General features: G+C 48.6%; 14 protein-coding genes and 4 pseudogenes. 12 read left to right on the forward strand and 6 right to left on the reverse strand.

Features of this window, described 5'->3' with window-relative positions; translation table 11 throughout:
- The coding region (locus D791_RS16590) for a GGDEF domain-containing protein (protein WP_036514015.1) at positions 1-255 on the forward strand (255 nt) is incomplete at its 5' end.
- 71 nt (positions 256-326) lie between these two features.
- Here D791_RS16590 and D791_RS16595 read toward each other — a convergent pair.
- Both D791_RS16595 and D791_RS16600 read right to left on the reverse strand, forming a co-directional pair.
- Positions 327-1,700: an O-antigen ligase family protein gene (locus D791_RS16595; protein WP_036514018.1), complete on the reverse strand. Its 1,374-nt coding sequence runs from the start codon at positions 1,698-1,700 to the stop codon at positions 327-329.
- Between the two features lie 49 nt (positions 1,701-1,749).
- Positions 1,750-2,685 carry an SPOR domain-containing protein gene (locus D791_RS16600; RefSeq protein WP_036514021.1) on the reverse strand — a complete coding sequence of 312 codons (936 nt, stop codon included), beginning with the start codon at positions 2,683-2,685 and terminating at the stop codon, positions 1,750-1,752.
- Between the two features lie 107 nt (positions 2,686-2,792).
- On the opposite strand from D791_RS16600, the pseudogene miaB reads away from it, so the two are divergent.
- The 5 genes and pseudogenes from miaB to lnt all read left to right on the forward strand — a co-directional run bounded on the left by miaB (position 2,793) and on the right by lnt (position 7,996).
- Positions 2,793-4,141 (forward strand): annotated as a pseudogene (miaB, locus tag D791_RS16605) (tRNA (N6-isopentenyl adenosine(37)-C2)-methylthiotransferase MiaB).
- A 29-nt stretch (positions 4,142-4,170) separates the two neighbouring features.
- Complete coding sequence (locus tag D791_RS16610) at positions 4,171-5,178, forward strand: PhoH family protein (RefSeq protein WP_036514023.1); 1,008 nt, start codon at positions 4,171-4,173, stop codon at positions 5,176-5,178.
- On the forward strand, positions 5,175-5,630 hold the full coding sequence (gene ybeY, locus D791_RS16615; protein ID WP_036514026.1) for an rRNA maturation RNase YbeY: 456 nt from the start codon (positions 5,175-5,177) through the stop codon (positions 5,628-5,630). The genes D791_RS16610 and ybeY overlap by 4 nt, the downstream gene beginning before the upstream one ends.
- Before the next feature lie 9 nt (positions 5,631-5,639).
- Complete coding sequence (locus D791_RS16620; RefSeq protein WP_036514028.1) at positions 5,640-6,476, forward strand: HlyC/CorC family transporter; 837 nt, start codon at positions 5,640-5,642, stop codon at positions 6,474-6,476.
- A gap of 8 nt (positions 6,477-6,484) precedes the next feature.
- Complete coding sequence (lnt, locus tag D791_RS16625) at positions 6,485-7,996, forward strand: apolipoprotein N-acyltransferase (protein ID WP_036514031.1); 1,512 nt, start codon at positions 6,485-6,487, stop codon at positions 7,994-7,996.
- Here the strand turns inward: lnt and D791_RS16630 are convergent.
- Positions 7,916-8,485, reverse strand: a complete 570-nt coding sequence (locus tag D791_RS16630; RefSeq protein ID WP_036514034.1) for a zinc ribbon-containing protein — start codon at positions 8,483-8,485, stop codon at positions 7,916-7,918. The two genes, lnt and D791_RS16630, sit on opposite strands and share 81 nt — an antisense overlap.
- Positions 8,486-8,654: 169 nt before the next feature.
- Between D791_RS16630 and leuS the strand changes: the two are divergent.
- The 4 genes and pseudogenes from leuS (at position 8,655) to D791_RS16650 (ending at position 13,219) form a co-directional block, all read left to right on the forward strand.
- Positions 8,655-11,247 (forward strand): annotated as a pseudogene (gene leuS / locus D791_RS16635) (leucine--tRNA ligase).
- 11 nt (positions 11,248-11,258) lie between these two features.
- Positions 11,259-11,759, forward strand: coding sequence for an LPS-assembly lipoprotein LptE (locus D791_RS16640; protein WP_036514037.1), 501 nt, complete (start codon positions 11,259-11,261; stop codon positions 11,757-11,759).
- A 41-nt stretch (positions 11,760-11,800) separates the two neighbouring features.
- Positions 11,801-12,835 (forward strand): DNA polymerase III subunit delta, encoded by a 1,035-nt coding sequence (holA, locus tag D791_RS16645; protein WP_036514040.1) that lies wholly within the window; start codon positions 11,801-11,803, stop codon positions 12,833-12,835.
- On the forward strand, positions 12,836-13,219 hold the full coding sequence (locus D791_RS16650; RefSeq protein ID WP_036514043.1) for a c-type cytochrome: 384 nt from the start codon (positions 12,836-12,838) through the stop codon (positions 13,217-13,219). It begins immediately after the preceding gene.
- Position 13,220: 1 nt separating this feature from the next.
- On the opposite strand, the pseudogene glnG reads toward D791_RS16650, so the two are convergent.
- The 3 genes and pseudogenes from glnG to glnA all read right to left on the reverse strand — a co-directional run bounded on the left by glnG (position 13,221) and on the right by glnA (position 17,342).
- Positions 13,221-14,653, reverse strand: a pseudogene (gene glnG / locus D791_RS16655) (nitrogen regulation protein NR(I)).
- Positions 14,637-15,710: a nitrogen regulation protein NR(II) gene (gene glnL / locus D791_RS16660; protein WP_036514046.1), complete on the reverse strand. Its 1,074-nt coding sequence runs from the start codon at positions 15,708-15,710 to the stop codon at positions 14,637-14,639. Before glnL ends, glnG begins: the two are co-directional and overlap by 17 nt.
- A 219-nt stretch (positions 15,711-15,929) precedes the next feature.
- Positions 15,930-17,342 (reverse strand): type I glutamate--ammonia ligase, encoded by a 1,413-nt coding sequence (gene glnA, locus D791_RS16665; protein ID WP_036514049.1) that lies wholly within the window; start codon positions 17,340-17,342, stop codon positions 15,930-15,932.
- Positions 17,343-17,743: 401 nt separating this feature from the next.
- Between glnA and typA the strand changes: the two are divergent.
- Positions 17,744-19,551: pseudogene (typA, locus tag D791_RS16670) on the forward strand (translational GTPase TypA).
- 111 nt (positions 19,552-19,662) lie between these two features.
- The gene (gene pip, locus D791_RS16675) at positions 19,663-20,613 is read left to right on the forward strand and encodes a prolyl aminopeptidase (RefSeq protein ID WP_036514052.1); all 951 of its coding nucleotides are present in this window, start codon (positions 19,663-19,665) and stop codon (positions 20,611-20,613) included.
- Positions 20,614-20,621 lie beyond the last annotated feature (8 nt).

Here is a 20,621-nt window from a genome sequence, read left to right on the forward strand (position 1 = left end):
TCTTCCCTAGGTCGATGGGGAGGCGAAGAGTTTTTGCTGATCTGCCCCGGTACTCGGGTGAAAAACGCAGAGCAGATTGCCGAGAAAATTTTCAAGGCAATTCAGCAACATTCCTTTCCAAAAAAATTGAGGATTACCGTCAGTCTAGGTTTATCTGAATTCACCGCAACCCACTCCCCAGAAACCCTTTTAGTCGAAATAGATCAGAAAATGTATCGAGCCAAGCAAGCAGGTCGAAACAGAATCCAGATTTAATAGCGCGCTCATCTCGATCAACAGCAAGAACTCGTCACGTCCTGATTGCAACACCAAAGGCAACGAGACGACTAAGCTTCATGACTCGAATGATACCGTTTACGGTATTTTTTACGCGAATGTCCATTTGCAAGTACAGCAATCGCACAAATCACAACATAGGTCGCGGCATTGGCAGGGATCTGTAAGTTAAAATCAGACGCCGAATGAATTACGATGGCAATAATAGCCATGGCCGTTCCAAACCCAACCCCGCTTCTAAAGAGGGATTCTCTATTCCAAAGCGCCCTGAATGAGTGAAACAATGCCAAGAGTGTAAATAATAACAATGGCAAGGAACCAATCAGCCCAAACTCAACCCAAAACTGCAAATAATCATTGTGAGCATGATCAAAATGGCCACCAAAATTGGGGCCTGTATGCCCAATAAACACCGTCTCATACGCTCCGGCACCATGGCCAATCCAGGTTTTTTCTTGTGCTAAAGGAATAGACTGTGTAAACGCAAGTCCTCTGAGGTCGTTGATATCGAACACCAACTGCCCTTCTTCTTGAGTAATCGCAACCTCTGTATTCATCAGACGATTTTTTAAGCGCTCTAATCCAAAATACTGACTAATGACCAACATATCGATCAGAATAATACTGATGAGTATCATGCTATTTCTGAGCCGATTTTCACGATTAATCAGAACAAAAATACTGCCAACTATTAATAAGCTCGAAAAAAAACCTGCATTACCCATGCGTGACTGACTCATCACCAAACCTATGACCATGATGACCAAGGCAAGACGCAATCGGGCTTTAGGGCCTAATAAGAGTTCAAGTACATTGACCCAGCGAAAGGCCTGCCCATCTCTGAGCGCCAGCATTAAACCGATACCACAGGCCAACGTCATTTCGAGATAGCCTGCAAGATGATTGCGGTTTACAAAGGTTCCCGTTGCGTTACCTTTGTAAAACTCTTTAGGAACACCGAGTAGCCACTCAACACCCGATAACACCATGATAGCCCCATAAAAGGCTTGAAAGGTGCCACTAATGACAATCACGGCTAACAGCACCGTCAAACGTTTACGTGTATTAAACAGATTGATGACCATCAAGAAAAGAAGGCTATAGGTAATACCCAGCATCAAACTTTGAAAGGTACGACCCACATCTGCCGTCATACCCAATAACCACTGGAGTGCAACCCAAACCTGAGTCGATACAAGAAGGGCAAACATCAACCAAGCCGCTTGTAAAGATCGATTGGGTATGGGGCGGCTTCGAAGGAGCGCAACGCCCCATATAAGGGCCAACACTCCAACAAGCAAGATGAGCAATGCCATTGACCAAGGCCGATTACTGCCCAAAGGCAACGGCATCCAAACCAATAACAGTAAAATGGCAGCCGCAGTTAGGCGTTCTAAACGCGATTGAGGGTACTCATACTCCATACGAACGACATCCTGTTGCGGCCTTTAATTGGATAGGATTCTAAACAATTTAATCGCGCCCGACAAAACAATCCATACGACGTTGTTTAAATTGACGACACAGATCCGCTGCCTGACGAGCCTCATCCATCGAGCCAATTTGAACACGATACACCACTCGCCCTGTCGCTGAACTAAATTCCATCACATAGGCTCTCAGCTGCTCCAGCAGATCCTGATGCTCCGTTTGAATCCTTTGAGCCATACGTTCGGCATCCTCGCGCTGTGCAAGCGCAGCCACTTGAACATAGTGTCTTGGTCCTCCCACAGGAATGCTCAACCGCATCGGTGGGTATTCAGGCATGCCGCCTTGCGGATTTGCCTCAAATGATGAGGGCGGCATAGGCTTCATCTGGGTTTGTAAAATAGCGTGGCGTTCTTTCACTTGCACAAGCGCCTCGGCCGATAAATTGCTTTCTAGCTGATCCTGAGTCAGCCGTGCTTTCATGTCCCCTGAGCTGGCAGCGACAAACACCCAAGCAGCCCCCTCAATTGGATCCATCAACACAGGGCCTTTAAAATAGAGTGCTGCTAAACGCATTTGGGCCTCTGTGTCGCCCAAATACGCGGCACGTAACCACCAATCATGAGCCTGCTGGGTGCGCGGTGAATCTGGAAAGGCAAAATAATAGAGCGTCGCCAGGTTTTTCTGGGCCGATAGATGACCTAATTCAGCTGCTTTTCCATAAAAAAATTCGGCCAGTTCTAAATCAGGCTCGATGCCTATTCCGGTTCGATAGTATTGACCAAGATTAAAATAGGCGTCTGGATCGTTTTCATCAGCGGCACGGTACCACTCTTGCAGCTGACTCATGAGCTGCTGGGTGAGCACTTGATCCTCTTCAGACACGGAGGCAGAATGCCCCTCTCCCTGAACACTGCTTGCCAAGAATGAAAGCGCGCATAAAACTCCGACAATATTCGCCCACTTTAAAGACAATCCCATCATCCCACCCAATTTGTCTATAATTTAACCAGCGGTAGCCTACAAGGCTCGGCTCGGCTATAATTCGCGATCCTGATTTTAACCTCTTTTTGCAACACAGGTGACACATGGCTAAAAAGCTGTTTATCAAGACACACGGTTGTCAGATGAACGAGTACGACTCATCACGCATGGCAGACCTTCTCGGTGAAAGTCATGCACTAGAACTGACTGACTCGCCTGATGATGCCGATGTATTATTACTCAACACCTGCTCCATCCGCGAAAAGGCTCAGGAAAAAGTATTCCACCAATTGGGTCGTTGGCGCAAGCTTAAAGAGCAGCGCCCGGATCTTATTATTGGTGTGGGCGGCTGCGTTGCCAGCCAAGAAGCTCAGCGATTCGTGATCGCGCGCCCTATGTCGATATGATTTTCGGCCCACAAACGCTGCATCGCTTGCCTGAGATGATTAATGAATCCAAAAAAGGCATCGTCGGCATCGTTGATGTTAGCTTTCCTGAGATTGAAAAATTTGACCATCTGCCCGCACCCAAAGTAGAAGGTGCCGAAGCCTTTGTGTCGGTCATGGAAGGCTGCAGTAAATACTGTACGTTCTGTGTAGTTCCCTATACACGCGGCGAAGAAGTTAGCCGTCCACTGGCCGATGTGCTCAGAGAGTGTGAGGAGCTGGCAGAACAAGGTGTGCGTGAAGTTAACCTGCTCGGTCAAAATGTGAATGCCTACCGGGGTGCCACCAACGATGGCACCGACGCCGATTTGGCTGAGTTGATTCGCCGTGTGGCCGCCATCGACGGCATCGACCGCATTCGCTTCACGACCTCTCACCCTGTCGAGTTCAGTGAAAGCTTAATTCAAGCCTATGCGGATGTCCCTGAACTGGTTAGCCACCTTCACCTGCCTGTCCAAAGTGGCTCGGATCGAATTTTGATGGCCATGAAGCGTGGGCATACCGTCTTGGAATACAAGTCTAAACTGCGCCGTATTCGCAAACTACGACCCGAGATCAGCTTTTCATCGGACTTTATTATCGGTTTCCCAGGCGAATCAGACACTGACTTCGAAGCCACAATGAATTTAATCCAAGACATAGGCTTTGATAGTTCATTCAGTTTCATCTACAGCCGTCGTCCTGGCACACCTGCTGCCGATCTACCCGACAATGTCACCGATGAAACAAAAAAGCTAAGACTGAATATTCTTCAAGATCGTATTACCCAGCAAGCCATGCAGATCAGTCGTCGCATGGTCGGGAATGTCGAGCGTATTCTCGTCAATGGCTATTCTAAGAAAGATCCTGGCCAGCTATCGGGACGCACGGAGAATAACCGAGTGGTTAACTTCCGCTGCGACGATCCCAACTTAATAGGCCATTTCGCTGATGTTCGTATTGTGCAGGCGTATGCAAACTCTTTGGTTGGCGAACTCGTATCGTCTGAACTTGATCAAACGCATTAATGCTTCGCCAGCTATTTTAGGATGATAACTTGTCAAACCAACAACCTGTAAACTTTGCGCTTGAACCTGACAACCCAGCCGCTCTTGCCAGTCTTTGTGGTCAGATGAATGAGCATCTTAAGCTGATTGAAGAGCGCTTGGGCATTGAAGTGCTCAATCGTGGCAACAAATTCCAATTGATTGGAAATAGCCTCGTCAGCCGTCAAGTCAAACCCCTGATTCAGGACCTGTATCAACAGGCGTGTAAAGGGAAAGAATTAAGCCCTGACGATATCCATCTAGGACTTCAACAAACTGGCCTCGAACAGCAACTGCCGTCCTCTGGGGTAGGTGATCGCGACTACACCATCCGTACACGCAAGATGCAGATTCGCCCGCGCAGTGAAAACCAACAACGATACGTGCGCTCAATCCAAACCCTCGATATAAATTTTGGAATTGGGCCGGCAGGAACTGGCAAAACCTATCTCGCCGTTGCCTGTGCAGTTGAAGCCTTAGAGCGCGAAGAAGTCAGCCGTATTTTATTGGTTCGTCCTGCCGTTGAAGCAGGCGAAAAACTGGGCTTTCTCCCCGGTGATTTATCGCAAAAAGTTGATCCTTATTTGCGCCCACTCTACGACGCACTCTACGAAATGCTTGGAATTGAAAAAGTGGCCAAGCTCATTGAGAAGAACGTGATTGAAATAGCACCGTTAGCCTACATGCGTGGACGGACACTCAATGGCTCTTTTGTGATTTTAGATGAAAGCCAAAACACCACTCGCGAACAAATGAAAATGTTTTTGACGCGTATCGGTTTTGGCTCGACAGCCGTCATTACCGGTGATGTGACTCAAATTGACTTGCCCAAAGGCACCCGTTCGGGATTGGTGCATGCGATTGAAGTGCTCAAAGGCGTTGAGGGTATCGGCTTTTCACACTTCACCGCGCGTGACGTGGTACGCCATCCGCTCGTCCAACACATTGTTGTCGCCTATGATCGTTTTGAGAAACTTGAAGCGGAAAGAAGCTCACGCAAACACGAGAACCACTCATGAGTTACTTTGTCGATGTTTTATATGAAACAGACCCTAACGGCCTTCCCACGGAAGCGGACTTTGAACGCTGGCTAAAGCTCGCGATGACAGGCCGACGCTTACGAGCAGAAGTCTGCATCCGCATTGTCACAGAAGACGAAAGCCGAGAACTTAACCACACATGGCGTGGAAAAGACGCTTCGACCAACGTTTTGTCTTTTCCTTTTGAAGCGCCACCGGGCATACCCACTGATTTAATTGGTGATTTAGCCATCTGCGCAGATGTCGTTGCCCGCGAAGCCCAAGAGCAAAACAAACCCTTATTGCACCATTGGGCGCACATGGTGATTCATGGCCTCTTGCATCTTATCGGATTCGATCATATAAATGACACTGACGCCGAAGAGATGGAAGCACTGGAAATCAATCTTCTTGCTCAGCTCGGTATTTCAAATCCATACTTATCCGCTTAAGAGGACATTATGAGCGAAGAACGATCGGGATCTGCCACTAAAGGCTGGCTCGGCAAGCTAGCCCAGGCTTTTTCTGATGAACCCCCTACCCGGGAAGCCTTAATTCAAGGTTTATATGATGCGGCTGAGGCTGGCGTACTTGATAATGACGCCTTGAATATTATTGAAGGAGCCATGCAGGTTTCGGATATGAAAGTCCGAGATGCCATGGTTCCTCGCTCTCAAGTCACAATGGTGCAAATTAACCAAGCGCCTCGGGAATTTTTACCCATCATTATCGAGACCGCTCACTCACGCTTTCCCGTCTGTGGTGAAAACCCCGACGAAGTCATCGGCATTTTATTAGCCAAAGACCTGCTTAACTTTATGCTGGATGGCAATCTCGACAACTTCAGCCTACAAGACTGCATACGCCCTGCCGTCTTTGTCCCCGAAGGCAAGCGTCTGAATGTACTATTACGTGAGTTCCGTGGTGCACGAAACCATATGGCCGTCGTGGTTGATGAGTATGGTGGCGTCTCCGGGTTAATCACAATCGAAGATGTCTTGGAACAAATTGTGGGTGAAATTGAAGACGAGCATGACGATGACGATGACGAAGGCAATATCAAAGCGCTGGATGAACAGAGCTACCTTGTCAAAGCCTTAACCACCATCGAAGACTTCAACGATCACTTTAACAGTCATTTTTCAGATGACGAGTTCGATACCATTGGCGGCTTAGTCACCCAACGCTTTGGTCGCTTGCCACAAAAAGGGGAACAAGTGAGCTTTGAGCACTTTAATTTCACCGTTTTATCGGCTGACAACCGTCGTATACGCTTATTACAGGTTGAACAATCATAGGCATCCGTTTGAATCTACGTCGTCTACTTCGCCCAGCGGTCAGTCTTAGTGCAGGCTTGACGGCTACCTTGGCGTTTGCACCCTTCAATATGCCTTTATTTGCACTATTAAGCCCAGCTTTGTTTTACCTGAGCATCGCTGGCATTAGCGCGAAACGGGCCATTTGGATTGGTTGGTGTTACGGCCTAGGCTTTTTTGGCGCGGGCGTCTCTTGGGTATACGTCAGCATTCATACCTATGGCTACGCCCCCGTTCCCCTTGCGGTATTGCTCACCAGCCTATTTGTCATGGCATTAGCCACGCTCTTCGCACTGCAAGGCTGGTGTTTTACGCGTTTTTATCGAATCCCACGCTATGCATGGCTAGGCTTTGTGGGTGTATGGATCATCTTTGAATGGCTGCGCAGTTGGCTATTCACAGGTTTTCCATGGCTCTATTTAGGCTATGCTTGGATCGATACCCCCTTAAGCTCTTTAGCCGCTATTCTCGGTGTTTGGGGACTCTCATTACTCTCGCTTCTCTTTGCTGTCGGGATTACGGAGGCCATACGCAGCCAACGCCCAGGGCCCGGAATCATCGCACTCACGTTACCCCTTTTAACGCTGCTCCTACCCAATGAGTGGACCACTCCCGAAGCTAAACCACCGCTTCGTGTCGCTTTAGTTCAGCCCAATATTTCCCAGCACGATAAATGGGATGGAGATAATCTGCCGCACATTCTTAATCAACAAATTGAATTAAGCATGCCGCACAAGGATGTCGATTTAATTGTTTGGCCCGAAACCGCCATCCCTTCGCTATATTTTCAAGCAGCCCCGTACGTCCAACCTTTTTTTGACTATTTAGACAGTAACGACACAACCTTGATGAGCGGCTTTCCTTTCATGACGGGCAATCCACATGATGAAAGCTTGATGATGTTTCACAATAGTTTGGGTATTTTTAGTGGCAGTTCAGGGGTTTACCATAAACAGCGCCTAGTGCCATTCGGGGAGTATGTGCCGTTTGAAAATCAACTCAGAGGGTTGATTACGTTTTTCGACTTACCCATGTCTGAATTTAGCCTGCCTCACGAAACCCAACTCACTCTACCCGTTAAGGATTGGGCCATTGCACCGCTGATTTGCTACGAAATTGCCTACCCTGAATTAACTCGCATCTCGGCACTTAACAGCCAGCTCCTCCTGACCGTTTCAAATGATGCATGGTTTGGTGACTCACTGGCAGCGTATCAACACTTACAAATTGCGCGGATGCGCGCCATCGAAAATGGCCGCTGGCTGTTGCGCGGGACCAATGATGGGATTACTGCCGTCATTCGATCCGACGGCAGCATTGAAGCACAAATACCGCGCAAGGTTGCCAAGGTATTAACCGCCGAGGTTCCCGCGATGCAGGGCAAAACACCCTATCAACACTTGGGTGTATGGCCGACTCTGTTATTCGCTCTCCTGCTCATGACGCTGGGCTGGCGGCCATGGCAGCGAATCTCGGACAAATATCACCGCACCACAGGCTGAACAGGGTTGAAGACTGCTGCTTTGAATCAGCACTTGCTCTTCATTGCAATTCAAACAGCGCAATCGACCCGGTACTGTCACTTCACCGGCTAAATACTCCGTTTCAGAATGGGAAAGCTGCTCACGCAGCAACTCATGCTGCACCCGAGTTTGATCCGCCAATTCCCATAAACGCTTGACCATGGTTTGCTCAAGGGCATTTAAATCAAAGTTCAACCACGCGGCTATGCCCTCGCCCGTTTCGTGCGCATAATAGCCGATTTGCTTGAGGTCGCGTTCAATATAGGCGCTGAGTAAATCTATCTCATCACGCGTCATTTCCTCAGCCGCCATCTCCAATTCGATTGCGTCACGGATCGTGGCCTGAACTGACTCCCATGTTTGATAGCCTGCTTCGTCGAGTTGATGACGTATGCGATCTAGGACACGGTCGTAGATACGCGACATTTTTGCAGCACTATCGCTTGTTTTTTTAAGTGGGTCGCTCATAAAGTCTCCTTCACCTGCAAGGTGATGTGATTAAGCCCTGTTTGCATCTCTGCATATATTGTATGCTATGCCGCATTGACTCATCTTTCCAATTAATCTGACATCGAGCCCTACGCGTTTATCCATAACAGCCTGTGCCGACGTCAAACAAGAGATCTGATCAGACACAATGAACGAGCACTATCAGCCACAGGCCATTGAACCGAATGCCCAGCAGTACTGGGAAGATAACCAAAGTTTCAAAGCCGTAGATGACACATCGCGCGAAAAATTTTATTGCTTGTCCATGTTCCCCTACCCCAGCGGCCGACTGCATATGGGACATGTTCGTAATTACACCATAGGTGATGTGGTCTCTCGTTACCAACGTATGCAGGGAAAAAATGTACTGCAACCGATGGGCTGGGATGCCTTTGGCTTACCGGCTGAGAATGCGGCGATCAACAATAAAGTGGCGCCCGCAAAATGGACCTATGAAAACATCGACTACATGCGCAATCAGCTCAAGCAAATGGGCTTTGGTTACGACTGGTCTCGTGAACTGGCCACCTGCCATCCCGAGTATTATCGTTGGGAGCAATGGTTCTTTACACGTTTGTTGAAGAAAGGTTTGGTTTACAAACGCGAATCAGAGGTGAACTGGGATCCCGTTGACCAAACCGTACTGGCCAATGAGCAAGTCATTGATGGTCGTGGATGGCGTTCTGGTGCTCTGGTCGAGCGTAAGAAAATTCCGCAATGGTTCTTAAAAATCACTGACTATGCGGATCAGCTTTTGGATGACTTGGACAAGCTTGAACACTGGCCTGAGCAAGTCAAAACCATGCAGCGTAACTGGATTGGGCGTTCAAAAGGCGCTGAAGTGTCGTTTAAAGTTGACAACTACGGCGATCTTCAAGTGTTTACAACACGCCCCGATACGCTGATGGGCGTAACCTACCTGGCGGTGGCCGCACAACACCCACTGGCGTTAAAAGCAGCAGAGACCTCTGCCGAAATAGCCGCTTTTATTGATGACTGCAAAAATGTCAAAGTGGCTGAAGCGACATGGCTACCATGGAAAAGAAAGGCATCGATTTAGGAATTGAGGCGACTCACCCACTGACAGGTAAAAAAGTCCCTGTTTGGACGGCGAACTTTGTATTGATGGACTACGGCTCTGGTGCCGTCATGTCCGTACCTGCACATGATCAGCGTGACTGGGAGTTTGCCAAAAAGTATGGACTGCCGATCAAGCAAGTCATTGAACCGATCGACAATAACCTCATCGTCGATCTTGATAAAGAAGCCTTCACAGAAAAAGGCAGCTTAATCAACTCCGGCGATTTTGATGATTTGGACTTTGACCTTGCCTTTAAGGCCATCACCAATGAGTTGAGCAAACGCGGCCGTGGTCAGGTCACCATTAACTATCGCTTACGCGATTGGGGTGTGTCACGCCAGCGTTACTGGGGTGCTCCTATTCCGGTCATTAACTGTGCAAGCTGCGGCCCTGTGCCAGTTCCAGAAGATCAACTGCCCGTTGTTCTGCCTGAAGACGTTGAGTTTGATGGAGTTGGCTCTCCGATCAAAAAGCTCGCTAGTTTCATTGAAACCACCTGTCCTTGTTGCGGTGGCCCTGCTGAGCGCGAAACCGACACCTTCGACACCTTCATGGAGTCAAGTTGGTACTTTGCTCGCTTCGCCAGTCGCAACAAAGCCGATGGCATGCTAGACCCTGAACAATCGCGTTACTGGTTGCCCGTTGATCAGTACATTGGGGGTATTGAACACGCGATTCTGCATTTACTCTACTCACGCTTCTTCCATAAGCTGATGCGTGATGAAGGCCTTGTCGATTCAGATGAACCCTTCACTCGTCTACTCTGCCAAGCATGGTGCTTGCCGAAACCTATTACCGTGAAGACGAGCGCGGTGGCCAGGTCTGGATTTCACCCACTGACGTGATCACGGAAACAGACGACAAGGGCCGCATTATCAGCGCCCGCCATAAGGATGATGGTGAGCCCGTTTTGGTCTCCGGCATGTCAAAAATGTCCAAGTCCAAGAACAACGGCATAGATCCACAAGTGATGATTGATCGCTACGGTGCCGATACCGTTCGCCTTTTCATGATGTTCGCGGCACCGCCAGAGCAATCATTGGAATGGTCAGATTCAGCCGTTGAGGGCGCTCACCGTTTCTTGCGTCGTCTTTGGAAGCAAGTGTACGACCATCTAAACCAGGGTCTTCCAACGGTTCAGCTGAACAGCGAAGCACTCACGGACGATCAACGCGAATTGCGCCGTAAAGTGCATGAAACCATTCGCAAAGTGACCGATGATATTGAACGTCGTCAGACGTTCAACACGGCCATTGCCGCCATCATGGAGCTGTCGAATGCGATGTCACGTTTCGATGACACCTCTGATCAAGGCCGTGCTGTGATGCAGGAAGCACTTGAGGCCGCCGTGGTACTCTTGTCACCGATCGTGCCTCATATCACCCATGAGCTTTGGACGCTGTTAGGCCATCAAGATGCTGTCGTAGCCGCAGCTTGGCCCGTGGCGGATGAAACCGCGATGACGCGCACAAAGGTTGAGATCGTGGTTCAAGTGAATGGTAAGGTTCGCGCTCGCATAGAAGTCGCTGCCGATGCTGACGAAGATACCCTTCTACACTTAGCCTTAGCGCAAGAGAATGTGAAAAAGCACATAGAAGGCAAAATGATCCGTAAGAAAATTGCAGTGCCGAATAAACTACTCAACATAGTGGTCGGCTAGGAGTTTTAATCATGGCGATGTCCTTGCGCATACGCCACTGGTGTTTTCTGTGCCTGCTGACTTTGATGGTCAGCGGGTGCGGTTTTCATTTACGTGGTTCGTATAGTGTTTCTGATGAGCTGTCACACGTCAGCATTGTGTCTGAATCCGTCAGTCCAGCGATGGTTCGAGCGGTCACTCAAGCGATGACGTTAAATGGCGTCGAGGTGCTGCCAGAGGCCGACATCCAGCTACTGCTCAAAAACCAGTCGGACATACGACGGACCGTGTCTCTAACACGTTTGGCCCGTTCGTCTGAGTATGAGCTAAGAACGGTGATCCATTTAAGTGTGGTTGATCGTGACGGCAATGAATTACTGCCAGAGCGCACCCTTTATGCTGAGCGCGTTTACAGTATTGACCCCGACAACATCACCGCGACAGAAACGCAGGAAATCATCCTTAAAGAGCAAATCAGACGTGAACTGGCCCAGCAAATTATGCGTCAGTACATTCGTTTAAAAAGCTCGTGAGCGGACACTCAACAAGTGACTCTTAAAAGCGACTTGCACGCATGAAACTGCGCCCAACAGACCTTCCGGCCAAACTGAGCTCAAATCCGGTGTTCCCTGTATACCTTGTATATGGGGATGAACCCTTGCTGTCTTTAGAAAGTTGCGATTACATTCGTCGTTTTCTGTCCCAGAAAGGCTTCTCTGAACGAGAGGTCTTTCACGTCGATGGGAACTTCAGCTGGGAAGGCACGCTGCAAAGCACCAATGCGCTCTCGCTGTTTTCTGAACAAAAAATTCTTGAGATACGCTTAGGCGAATCCAAAATCAACAAAGCAGATAGCCAGCACCTACAAGCCTACCTAGACAATCCAGCACCGGATACTACACTTTTATTAGTGGCAGATAAGCTAGATGCAGGCAGTAAAAAAAGTGCATGGTACAGCACGATTGATAAACGGGGCTTGATGGTCGAAATCTGGCCACTTGAGCCACAACAATTATCAGGATGGCTGATTCAACGAGGCAATGCGATTGGTCTACACCTCGACACGGAAGCCGCACAGCTTTTATCGGATCGGGTTGAAGGCAACTTACTTGCGGCTCGTCAAGAACTGGATAAGTTACGACTTCTTTGCTCAGATGGCCACATATCGGCTGAGCAAATTTTAGAAGCCGTCTCCGATAGCTCACGTTATGATGTATTTGCGTTGATGGATGCCGCGCTTATGCGACAACCTGTGCGTTGTCAGAAAATATTGCAGGTTATTCGGCAAGAAGGCGTTGAAGCCCCAGTGGTGCTCTGGGCCATCACGCGCGAAATCCGAACGCTCTATTCGTTAATACAAGGTTTATCGCGCGGTCTATCTGCGGATACACTCTGCCAAAAAGAAAAGGTCTGGGGTAAGCGTAAAGGTCCTGTTCTCAAAGCCTGTCAGCGATTACACCTAGACGATTTAGAAAAAATGCTTTCACAAGCGGCCTTGGCAGACCATGCGATAAAAGGACAAGGGCAACATGACCCTTGGTTGATTATGGCACAACTCGTATTGGCTCTGGCGGGAGCAGCCCTTCCGTTAGTCGCATTGGAGGCCTGAATGCGCATACGTATTCGACATCTACTCCTCACCCTCATCAGCCTTGCAGGGTTAGCGGGCTGCAGCGATGCAAACAATCCTGCCAAAATGACGCAAGGCGTGGATCTGTATGCTTACTATTGTAAAGAGTGCCACACCTACAGAGGTCTGGGCCCTGAGCTTCAAAACCTTCCACCGGGTGTCAATCAACTGCAAGAACACGATGTTATTCTGATCATTAAACACGGCTACCAATTTGGGCACCCAATGGGGCATTTTCCAGATTTAACCGAACATCAAGCCAGAGCCGTCGCTGAGTATGCCGTAGCCCTACGTCACGAGCAACGTATGAAAGCGCTGCAAAGCATGGAGCGCGTTGCGCCCCTTGAGCCTGCCAGCGACTAACCTACTCGTCCTCATCCTCATCGCCTGAACTGTCTTCCATGCCCAGCTCTTTAATTTTACGTGTAAGCGTATTGCGTCCCCAGCCTAATAACTCCGCGGCATCGCGTTTACGTCCCGCTGTATGCTTTAACGCTACCTCAATCATGGCTCGTTCAAATTGCGGAACGGCCTCATTGAGAATGGTTTTACGACCATTTGTTAACTGCTGATCCGCCCAATTACGAAGCAACTGTTCCCAATTACCGCTTAAGGCCAGGCCTTGATCTTGCTGATCCAACAACTCAGGTGGCAGGTCAGAAACCAGCACCTCACGCCCTGATGCCATGACCGTTAACCAACGACAGGTGTTTTCTAACTGCCTAACATTACCCGGCCAAGGAAGATCGCAAATAAACTGTTCTGTCTCGGCTTTTAACAGCTTAGGCTCAACACTTAACTCTTCAGCTGATCGAGCCAGAAAGTGACGCGCTAACCGAGGAATATCCTCACGACGCTGAGAGAGCCTTGGTATATGAATGCGAATCACATTCAGACGATGAAACAAATCCTCCTGAAGCGACCTTCTTTCACTAAGCTCTCTAGGTTTTGATGGGTCGCGGCAATAATGCGAACATCCACTTTGACGGGCGTATGTCCCCCGACACGATAAAATTCGCCATCCGCCAGCACACGCAGTAAGCGCGTTTGCGTATCCGCAGGCATGTCACCAATTTCATCCAAGAACAAGGTTCCACCATCCGCCTGCTCAAAACGCCCACGACGCGCTGCTGCCGCTCCGGTAAAGGCCCCTTTTTCATGCCCAAACAACTCAGACTCGATCAAGTCCTTAGGAATAGCCGCCATATTCAACGGAATAAAGGGATGCTCCGCCCGAGGGCTGTGCTTATGCAGTGCATGTGCGACAAGCTCCTTGCCCGTTCCAGAGTCACCATTAATCAAGACGGTGATATTGGATTGAGATAGCCGACCAATCGCACGAAACACTTCCTGCATGGCAGGCGCTTCACCAATAATTTCAGCCGTTGTATCATCCACTACTTCAGGCGATTGAATACGCCGCTCATAGGCGTGTTCAACGGCCCTACGCACCAATGCGACAGCATCATCAACATCAAAAGGCTTCGGCAAATACTCAAATGCACCGCCACGATAGGATGCCACCGCGCTGTCCAAATCCGAGTGCGCGGTCATAATAATGATCGGCATATCTGGATTAATGGATTGGATATGATTCAATAATGCCAATCCATCCATACCCGGCATGCGGATATCACTGACGATGGCATCAGGTTGTTCTTTGTCCAGTCGCTTGATTAGATCATCGGCTGACTCAAACATAGCGGTTTTCATTCCCGCCGAGCTTAAGGCTTTCTCTAAAACCCAGCGAATAGACCGGTCGTCATCGACAACCCAGACATTACCCGGTGATTTCATTGTTTTGCTCCAGAGGAATTAGTAATTGAAAACGTGTTTGCCCTGGCTCACTGCTGCATTCAATCAAACCCTTGTGTCGATTGATAATAGCCTGTGCGATCGACAAGCCTAACCCCGACCCTTCTGCACGCCCAGTGACCATAGGATAAAAAATCGAACTCACCAAATCTTCAGGAATCCCCGGCCCGTTATCAATGATCTCGATTGAGCAAACGAGCCGGTGTCGCTCACTCCCTAAGGTCACTTGACGATGAGCCCGTGTTCTCAAGAGAATACTCGGCTCAGGTGTTGAGGCCTCCTGTAACGCCTGCATCGCATTGCGCAAAATATTCAGTATGGCTTGAATTAGCTGTTCTTTATCACCCAAAAACTCAGGAATACTTGGGTCATAATCGCGGACGAAACGAATTAAGTGATTGGACTCAACATCGACGAGGCTGCATACTCGTTCAAGGAGTGCATGGACATTGATTTCCTCAATCCGTGGTAAATTATGAGGCCCCAATAATCGATCAACGAGATTTCTGAGACGATCCGCTTCTTCAATAATAACCCGCGTGTAATCATGCAACTCAGGGTTATCAAGCTCTCGCTCTAAGAGCTGTGCAGCTCCTCGAATCCCTCCGAGTGGATTTTTAATTTCATGAGCCAAACCGCGTACCAATGATCGCGCAGTTGCATGGCGGTTGAGCAATTCCTCTTCACGTTCAATGCGCATTAAACGGTCACGGGCTTGGATTTCGAGCAGCAGCCCCGAGTTTGACAGTGGATTCACGCTGTAATCAATCAACAGCTCGTTGGATAAGATCGTTACAATCCTAGCTTCCCGCTTACTGAAGGGATGCGATGTTTTTAACGCATCTTTTAACAAGCGCACATCGTCTTCTGCAAAGACCACGCATTCCGTTAAAGGCTTACCTCTTAAACGACGATAGGAAATTTGCAGCAACATCTCAGCTGCAGGGTTCATATACTTTACCCGCAACTCTTTATCCAACATCACTACCGATGTCGTTAAGTTTTCTAACGTTTGTTTTGATGTATCTAAACTAAACATGCGGCCTCCACCTCTGTAACTTCTATTTGCAAAAAGGAGGCCACTTTTGCCTTCACGCCCCAACGCCCATTTACGGGCACTGCATGAAACATTATGGACAGGCTAAAGGTTCAAGAGCACCTACAAAGCACCAATTTAGTGCACAAAACATTTAAGCACGCACTGAAACTTTACTCAAAAAAAAACCTCCCGAAGGAGGTTTTTTATCGTTTAATAGAATTAAACAGAGTAGTACAGATCGAATTCAACTGGGTGAGTGGTCATGTTGACACGCTCAACTTCAGCACGCTTCAGACCAATGTAAGCATCCAGCATTTCTTTAGAGAATACGCCGCCTTTGGTCAAGAACTCATGATCCGCTTCCAACGCATCCAAGGCTTCAGTCAAGCTGCCGACAACGGTTGGGATCAACTTAGCTTCTTCAGCTGGCAGATCGTACAAATCTTTATCCGCTGGGTCGCCAGGGTGAATCTTGTTCTGAATACCGTCGATACCCGCCATCAACAACGCTGCAAAGCAAAGGTATGGGTTCGCTGCTGGATCAGGGAAACGAGCCTCTACACGACGTGCTTTCGGTGAAGTAGTGTACGGAATACGCAGTGATGCAGAACGGTTACGCGCAGAGTACGCCAGCATAACGGGTGCTTCGAAACCTGGAACCAAACGCTTGTAGGAGTTGGTTGATGGGTTACAAATAGCGTTCAACGCTTTAGCGTGCTTGATAATACCGCCGATGTAGTAAAGTGCATAATCGCTCAGACCCGCATAACCGTCGCCTGCGAAGATGTTTTTACCATCTTTGGACATAGACAAGTGAACGTGCATACCAGAACCGTTATCACCAACCAAAGGCTTTGGCATAAAGGTAGCTGTTTTGCCATACGCATGTGCAACGTTATGCACGCAGTATTTCAGGATTTGAACTTCGTCAGCTTTCTTAACCAGAGTGTTACCACGCACACCGATCTCACACTGACCAGCCGTGGCTACTTCGTGGTGATGCACTTCAATCGTTAAGCCCATTGCTTCCATTGCGTCGCACATTGCGGCACGAATGTCATGCAAAGAGTCGATTGGTGGAACAGGGAAGTAACCGCCTTTAACACGTGGACGGTGTCCAGTGTTACGTGAGCCGCCTTCCAATTTCATGTTTGAAGACCAAGCCGCTTCTTCAGAGGAGATGGTATAACCACAGCCACTGATATCAGCATGCCAGTTTACTTCATCAAATACGAAGAACTCTGGCTCTGGGCCTAACATTGCAGAGTCAGCAATACCCGTAGAGGCCAAGTACTGCTCAGCACGCAAAGCAACTGAACGTGGGTCACGGTCATAGCCTTGGCCAGTCGCAGGCTCAACGATGTTGCAACGAACAATAACAGTAGGCGCTTCAGTGAAAGGATCCAGAACCGATGCACTGTCATCAGGCATCAGGATCATGTCAGATTCTTGAATTCCTTTCCAACCTGCGATAGAGGAACCATCGAACATTTTCCCTTCTTCGAAGAAGGAATCACCCATATCAGATACTGGAATGGTAACGTGCTGCTCTTTACCTTTGAAATCAGTAAAACGCATGTCGATCCACTTAGCACCGCTCTCTTTGATCAGATTCAGAGTATTCTCTGACATACGACTCTCTCCACATGTTAGCTATATGAATTTGCCGGAGGCCGGATGCAGAAAATATCCGGCGTAACCGCTTACATCAGTACAAGCAATGAACGTGCCAGTGTAAAAAACCCCGCCAAATCAGGCTCTTAAGAGCCGACAAATTGGTAGTGATTCATTTTTTGCACCATTAAGAGGCACGATTATCAAAAACGCACCATTAACACCCACAAAACAGGTTGGCGACGATCGTATTTTGTGCAATGCACGTCTAAATCATACTGGATCAACCGCAAATTTGCGCCATCCCGGTGCAAATATAAATTTAATTGACATGTTCAAAATGTCATCAAACTTTCGTCGCTTGTTCGGGGTTAGTTGCGTATAATAATGCGCTTTAGACAAAGAACCGGTACAAACTTGTGATCGAAGACTTAAGAAATATTGCTATCATCGCCCACGTCGACCATGGCAAAACGACCCTCGTCGATAAACTGCTGCAGCAGTCCGGCACCTTAACGCGCCGTGATGAGTCCGCTGAGCGAATCATGGACTCGAATGACCAAGAACGTGAACGCGGTATCACGATTCTAGCCAAGAACACCGCCATTAAATGGAACGACTATCGTATCAATATCGTTGATACACCGGGGCACGCGGACTTCGGTGGCGAAGTAGAACGTGTTCTTTCGATGGTAGACTCTGTTCTTTTATTGGTTGATGCGGTTGACGGCCCAATGCCTCAAACGCGTTTCGTAACCCAGAAAGCTTTTGCTCAGGCTTACACCCAATTGTCGTCATCAACAAGATTGACCGCCCAGGCGCACGCCCAGACTGGGTAATGGACCAGGTATTCGATCTGTTCGATAACCTTGGCGCAACTGACGAACAGTTAGACTTCCCTGTTGTCTACGCATCAGCGCTAAATGGTATCGCTGGCTTAGACGCGGATGACATGGCTGAAGACATGACGCCGCTGTTTGAAGCCATCATTAAACACGTTCATCCGCCACGTGTTGATCCAGAAGGCCCATTGCAAATGCAAATCTCGGCATTGGATTACAACAGCTACGTAGGTGTAATCGGTATCGGCCGTATTACACGTGGCCGTCTGAAAACCAACACTCAAGTTAAAGTAATAGACAGCCATGCTCAATTGCGCAGTGGCAGAGTATTACAAGTCATGGGCTACCATGGACTTGAGCGTGTCGAAGTTCCTGAAGCGGAAGCCGGTGATATTGTCTGTATCACGGGCCTCGACCAGTTGAACATCTCAGACACCATCTGCGACCCTAACGTCGTTGAAGCACTGCCAGCACTGTCGGTTGATGAACCAACAGTTTCTATGACCTTCCAAGTGAATGATTCTCCCTTCGCAGGTCAAGAAGGCAAGTTTGTTACCAGCCGCAACATTAAAGAGCGTTTAGAGCGTGAATTAATTCACAACGTAGCGCTGCGTGTAGAGCCAGGCGACTCTCCTGAGAAATTCAAAGTATCAGGCCGTGGCGAACTTCATCTATCGGTTTTGATCGAATCCATGCGTCGTGAAGGGTTTGAACTCGGCGTGTCTCGTCCTGAAGTTATTCAAAAAGAAATCGATGGCGAAATACGCGAGCCGTACGAATTGGTGATGCTGGATGTCGAAGAGCAGCACCAAGGTTCTGTCATCGAGGAACTTGGCAAGCGTAAAGGCGACATGACCAACATGGAAGTGGACGGTAAAGGACGTATTCGCGTTACCTTTATGATCCCTTCTCGCGGACTTATTGGTTTCCGTAGTCAGTTTATGACCATGACCTCAGGCACGGGCATCATGACCTCTGTTTTCGATCATTATGGTCGTGTAAAAGACGGTGAAGTTGCCGCGCGCAATAATGGCGTTCTCGTGTCTATGGTGAACGGCAAAGTACTCGGCTTTGCGCTTTTCACCCTGCAAGAGCGTGGTCGTTTATTCGTCAGCCCAGGTATCGAAGTGTACGAAGGGATGGTTATTGGTATCCACGCACGCTCAAATGACTTGGTTGTTAACCCAACCAAAGGCAAGCAGCTCACCAACATGCGTGCATCCGGTACCGATGAAAACATCGTACTGACACCACCAATTCGTTTCTCGCTTGAGCAAGCGCTTGATTTTATCGAAGACGATGAACTGGTCGAAGTAACTCCTGTTGCAATCCGTGTTCGTAAGAAGCTTCTGAAAGAAAACGAGCGCAAGCGCAACAAAAAGTAATCATTGAGCCTGCCCTTCGTAGGCAGGACACATGACCAAAAGGCAGCCTCGGCTGCCTTTTTGCGTTATGATGCGACATATCTATGATCAGTGTCTTCGGTGGAGCCAACCATGCGGGTTTTATATCCTGAAATCAGTCCCTATGCTCAACATTACCTAGCTGTCGACGAACAGCATACTCTATACGTAGAGGAGTGCGGCAACCCTCAAGGCATCCCTGTCGTCTTTATACACGGTGGCCCTGGTGGTTCAATATCACCCGCACACCGATGCTTTTTTAATCCACAAGCCTATCGAATCGTTCTGTTTGATCAACGCGGCTGCGGGCAATCCACCCCTCATGCATGCTTAGAGAACAACACCACACAGCACTTAATCAGCGACATGGAAACCCTACGCCAGCATCTCAACATAGAGCAATGGCTACTGTTTGGTGGCTCGTGGGGATCAACCTTGGCACTGGCCTATGCCCAATCGCATCCCGAACGTGTTCTAGGTATGATTTTGCGCGGCATTTTTCTATGCCGCCATCAGGATATCCACTGGTTTTATCAACAAGGGGCCAGCGCAATCTTTCCAGACTATTGGCAAGACTATATCAGCGTGATTCCCGAAGCAGAGCGTGACAATATGCTAGCGGCCTATTATCGACGCCTAACCTCTGACAATGAGCTGGCGCGCATGGCCGCCGCGAAAGCTTGGTCGATATGGGAGGGCCGCTGCTCAACCCTTCATCCAAATACGGATATTGCCGAGCACTTTGGAGATCCTCACATCGCTTTAGCCATGGCAAGAATTGAAGCACATTATTTTATTAACAATAGTTTTATGACGGATAACCAACTCATTAAAAATGCCGATGTTCTTCAAGACATCCCTATAACCCTTATCCACGGCCGTTATGATGTTGTCTGTCCAATCGAGCAGGCCTTTGCATTGCACAAAGCACTACCGAATGCACAACTGAATATTATTCGTGATGCAGGGCATTCGGCATTTGAACCAGGGATAACCGATAACCTGATCAAAGCAACCGATCAGTTTGCTCAACTCAAAGCCTAAATTTGGAA

It is taken from the genome of Nitrincola nitratireducens, assembly GCF_000585235.1.
Lineage (GTDB): Bacteria > Pseudomonadota > Gammaproteobacteria > Pseudomonadales > Balneatricaceae > Nitrincola > Nitrincola alkalisediminis.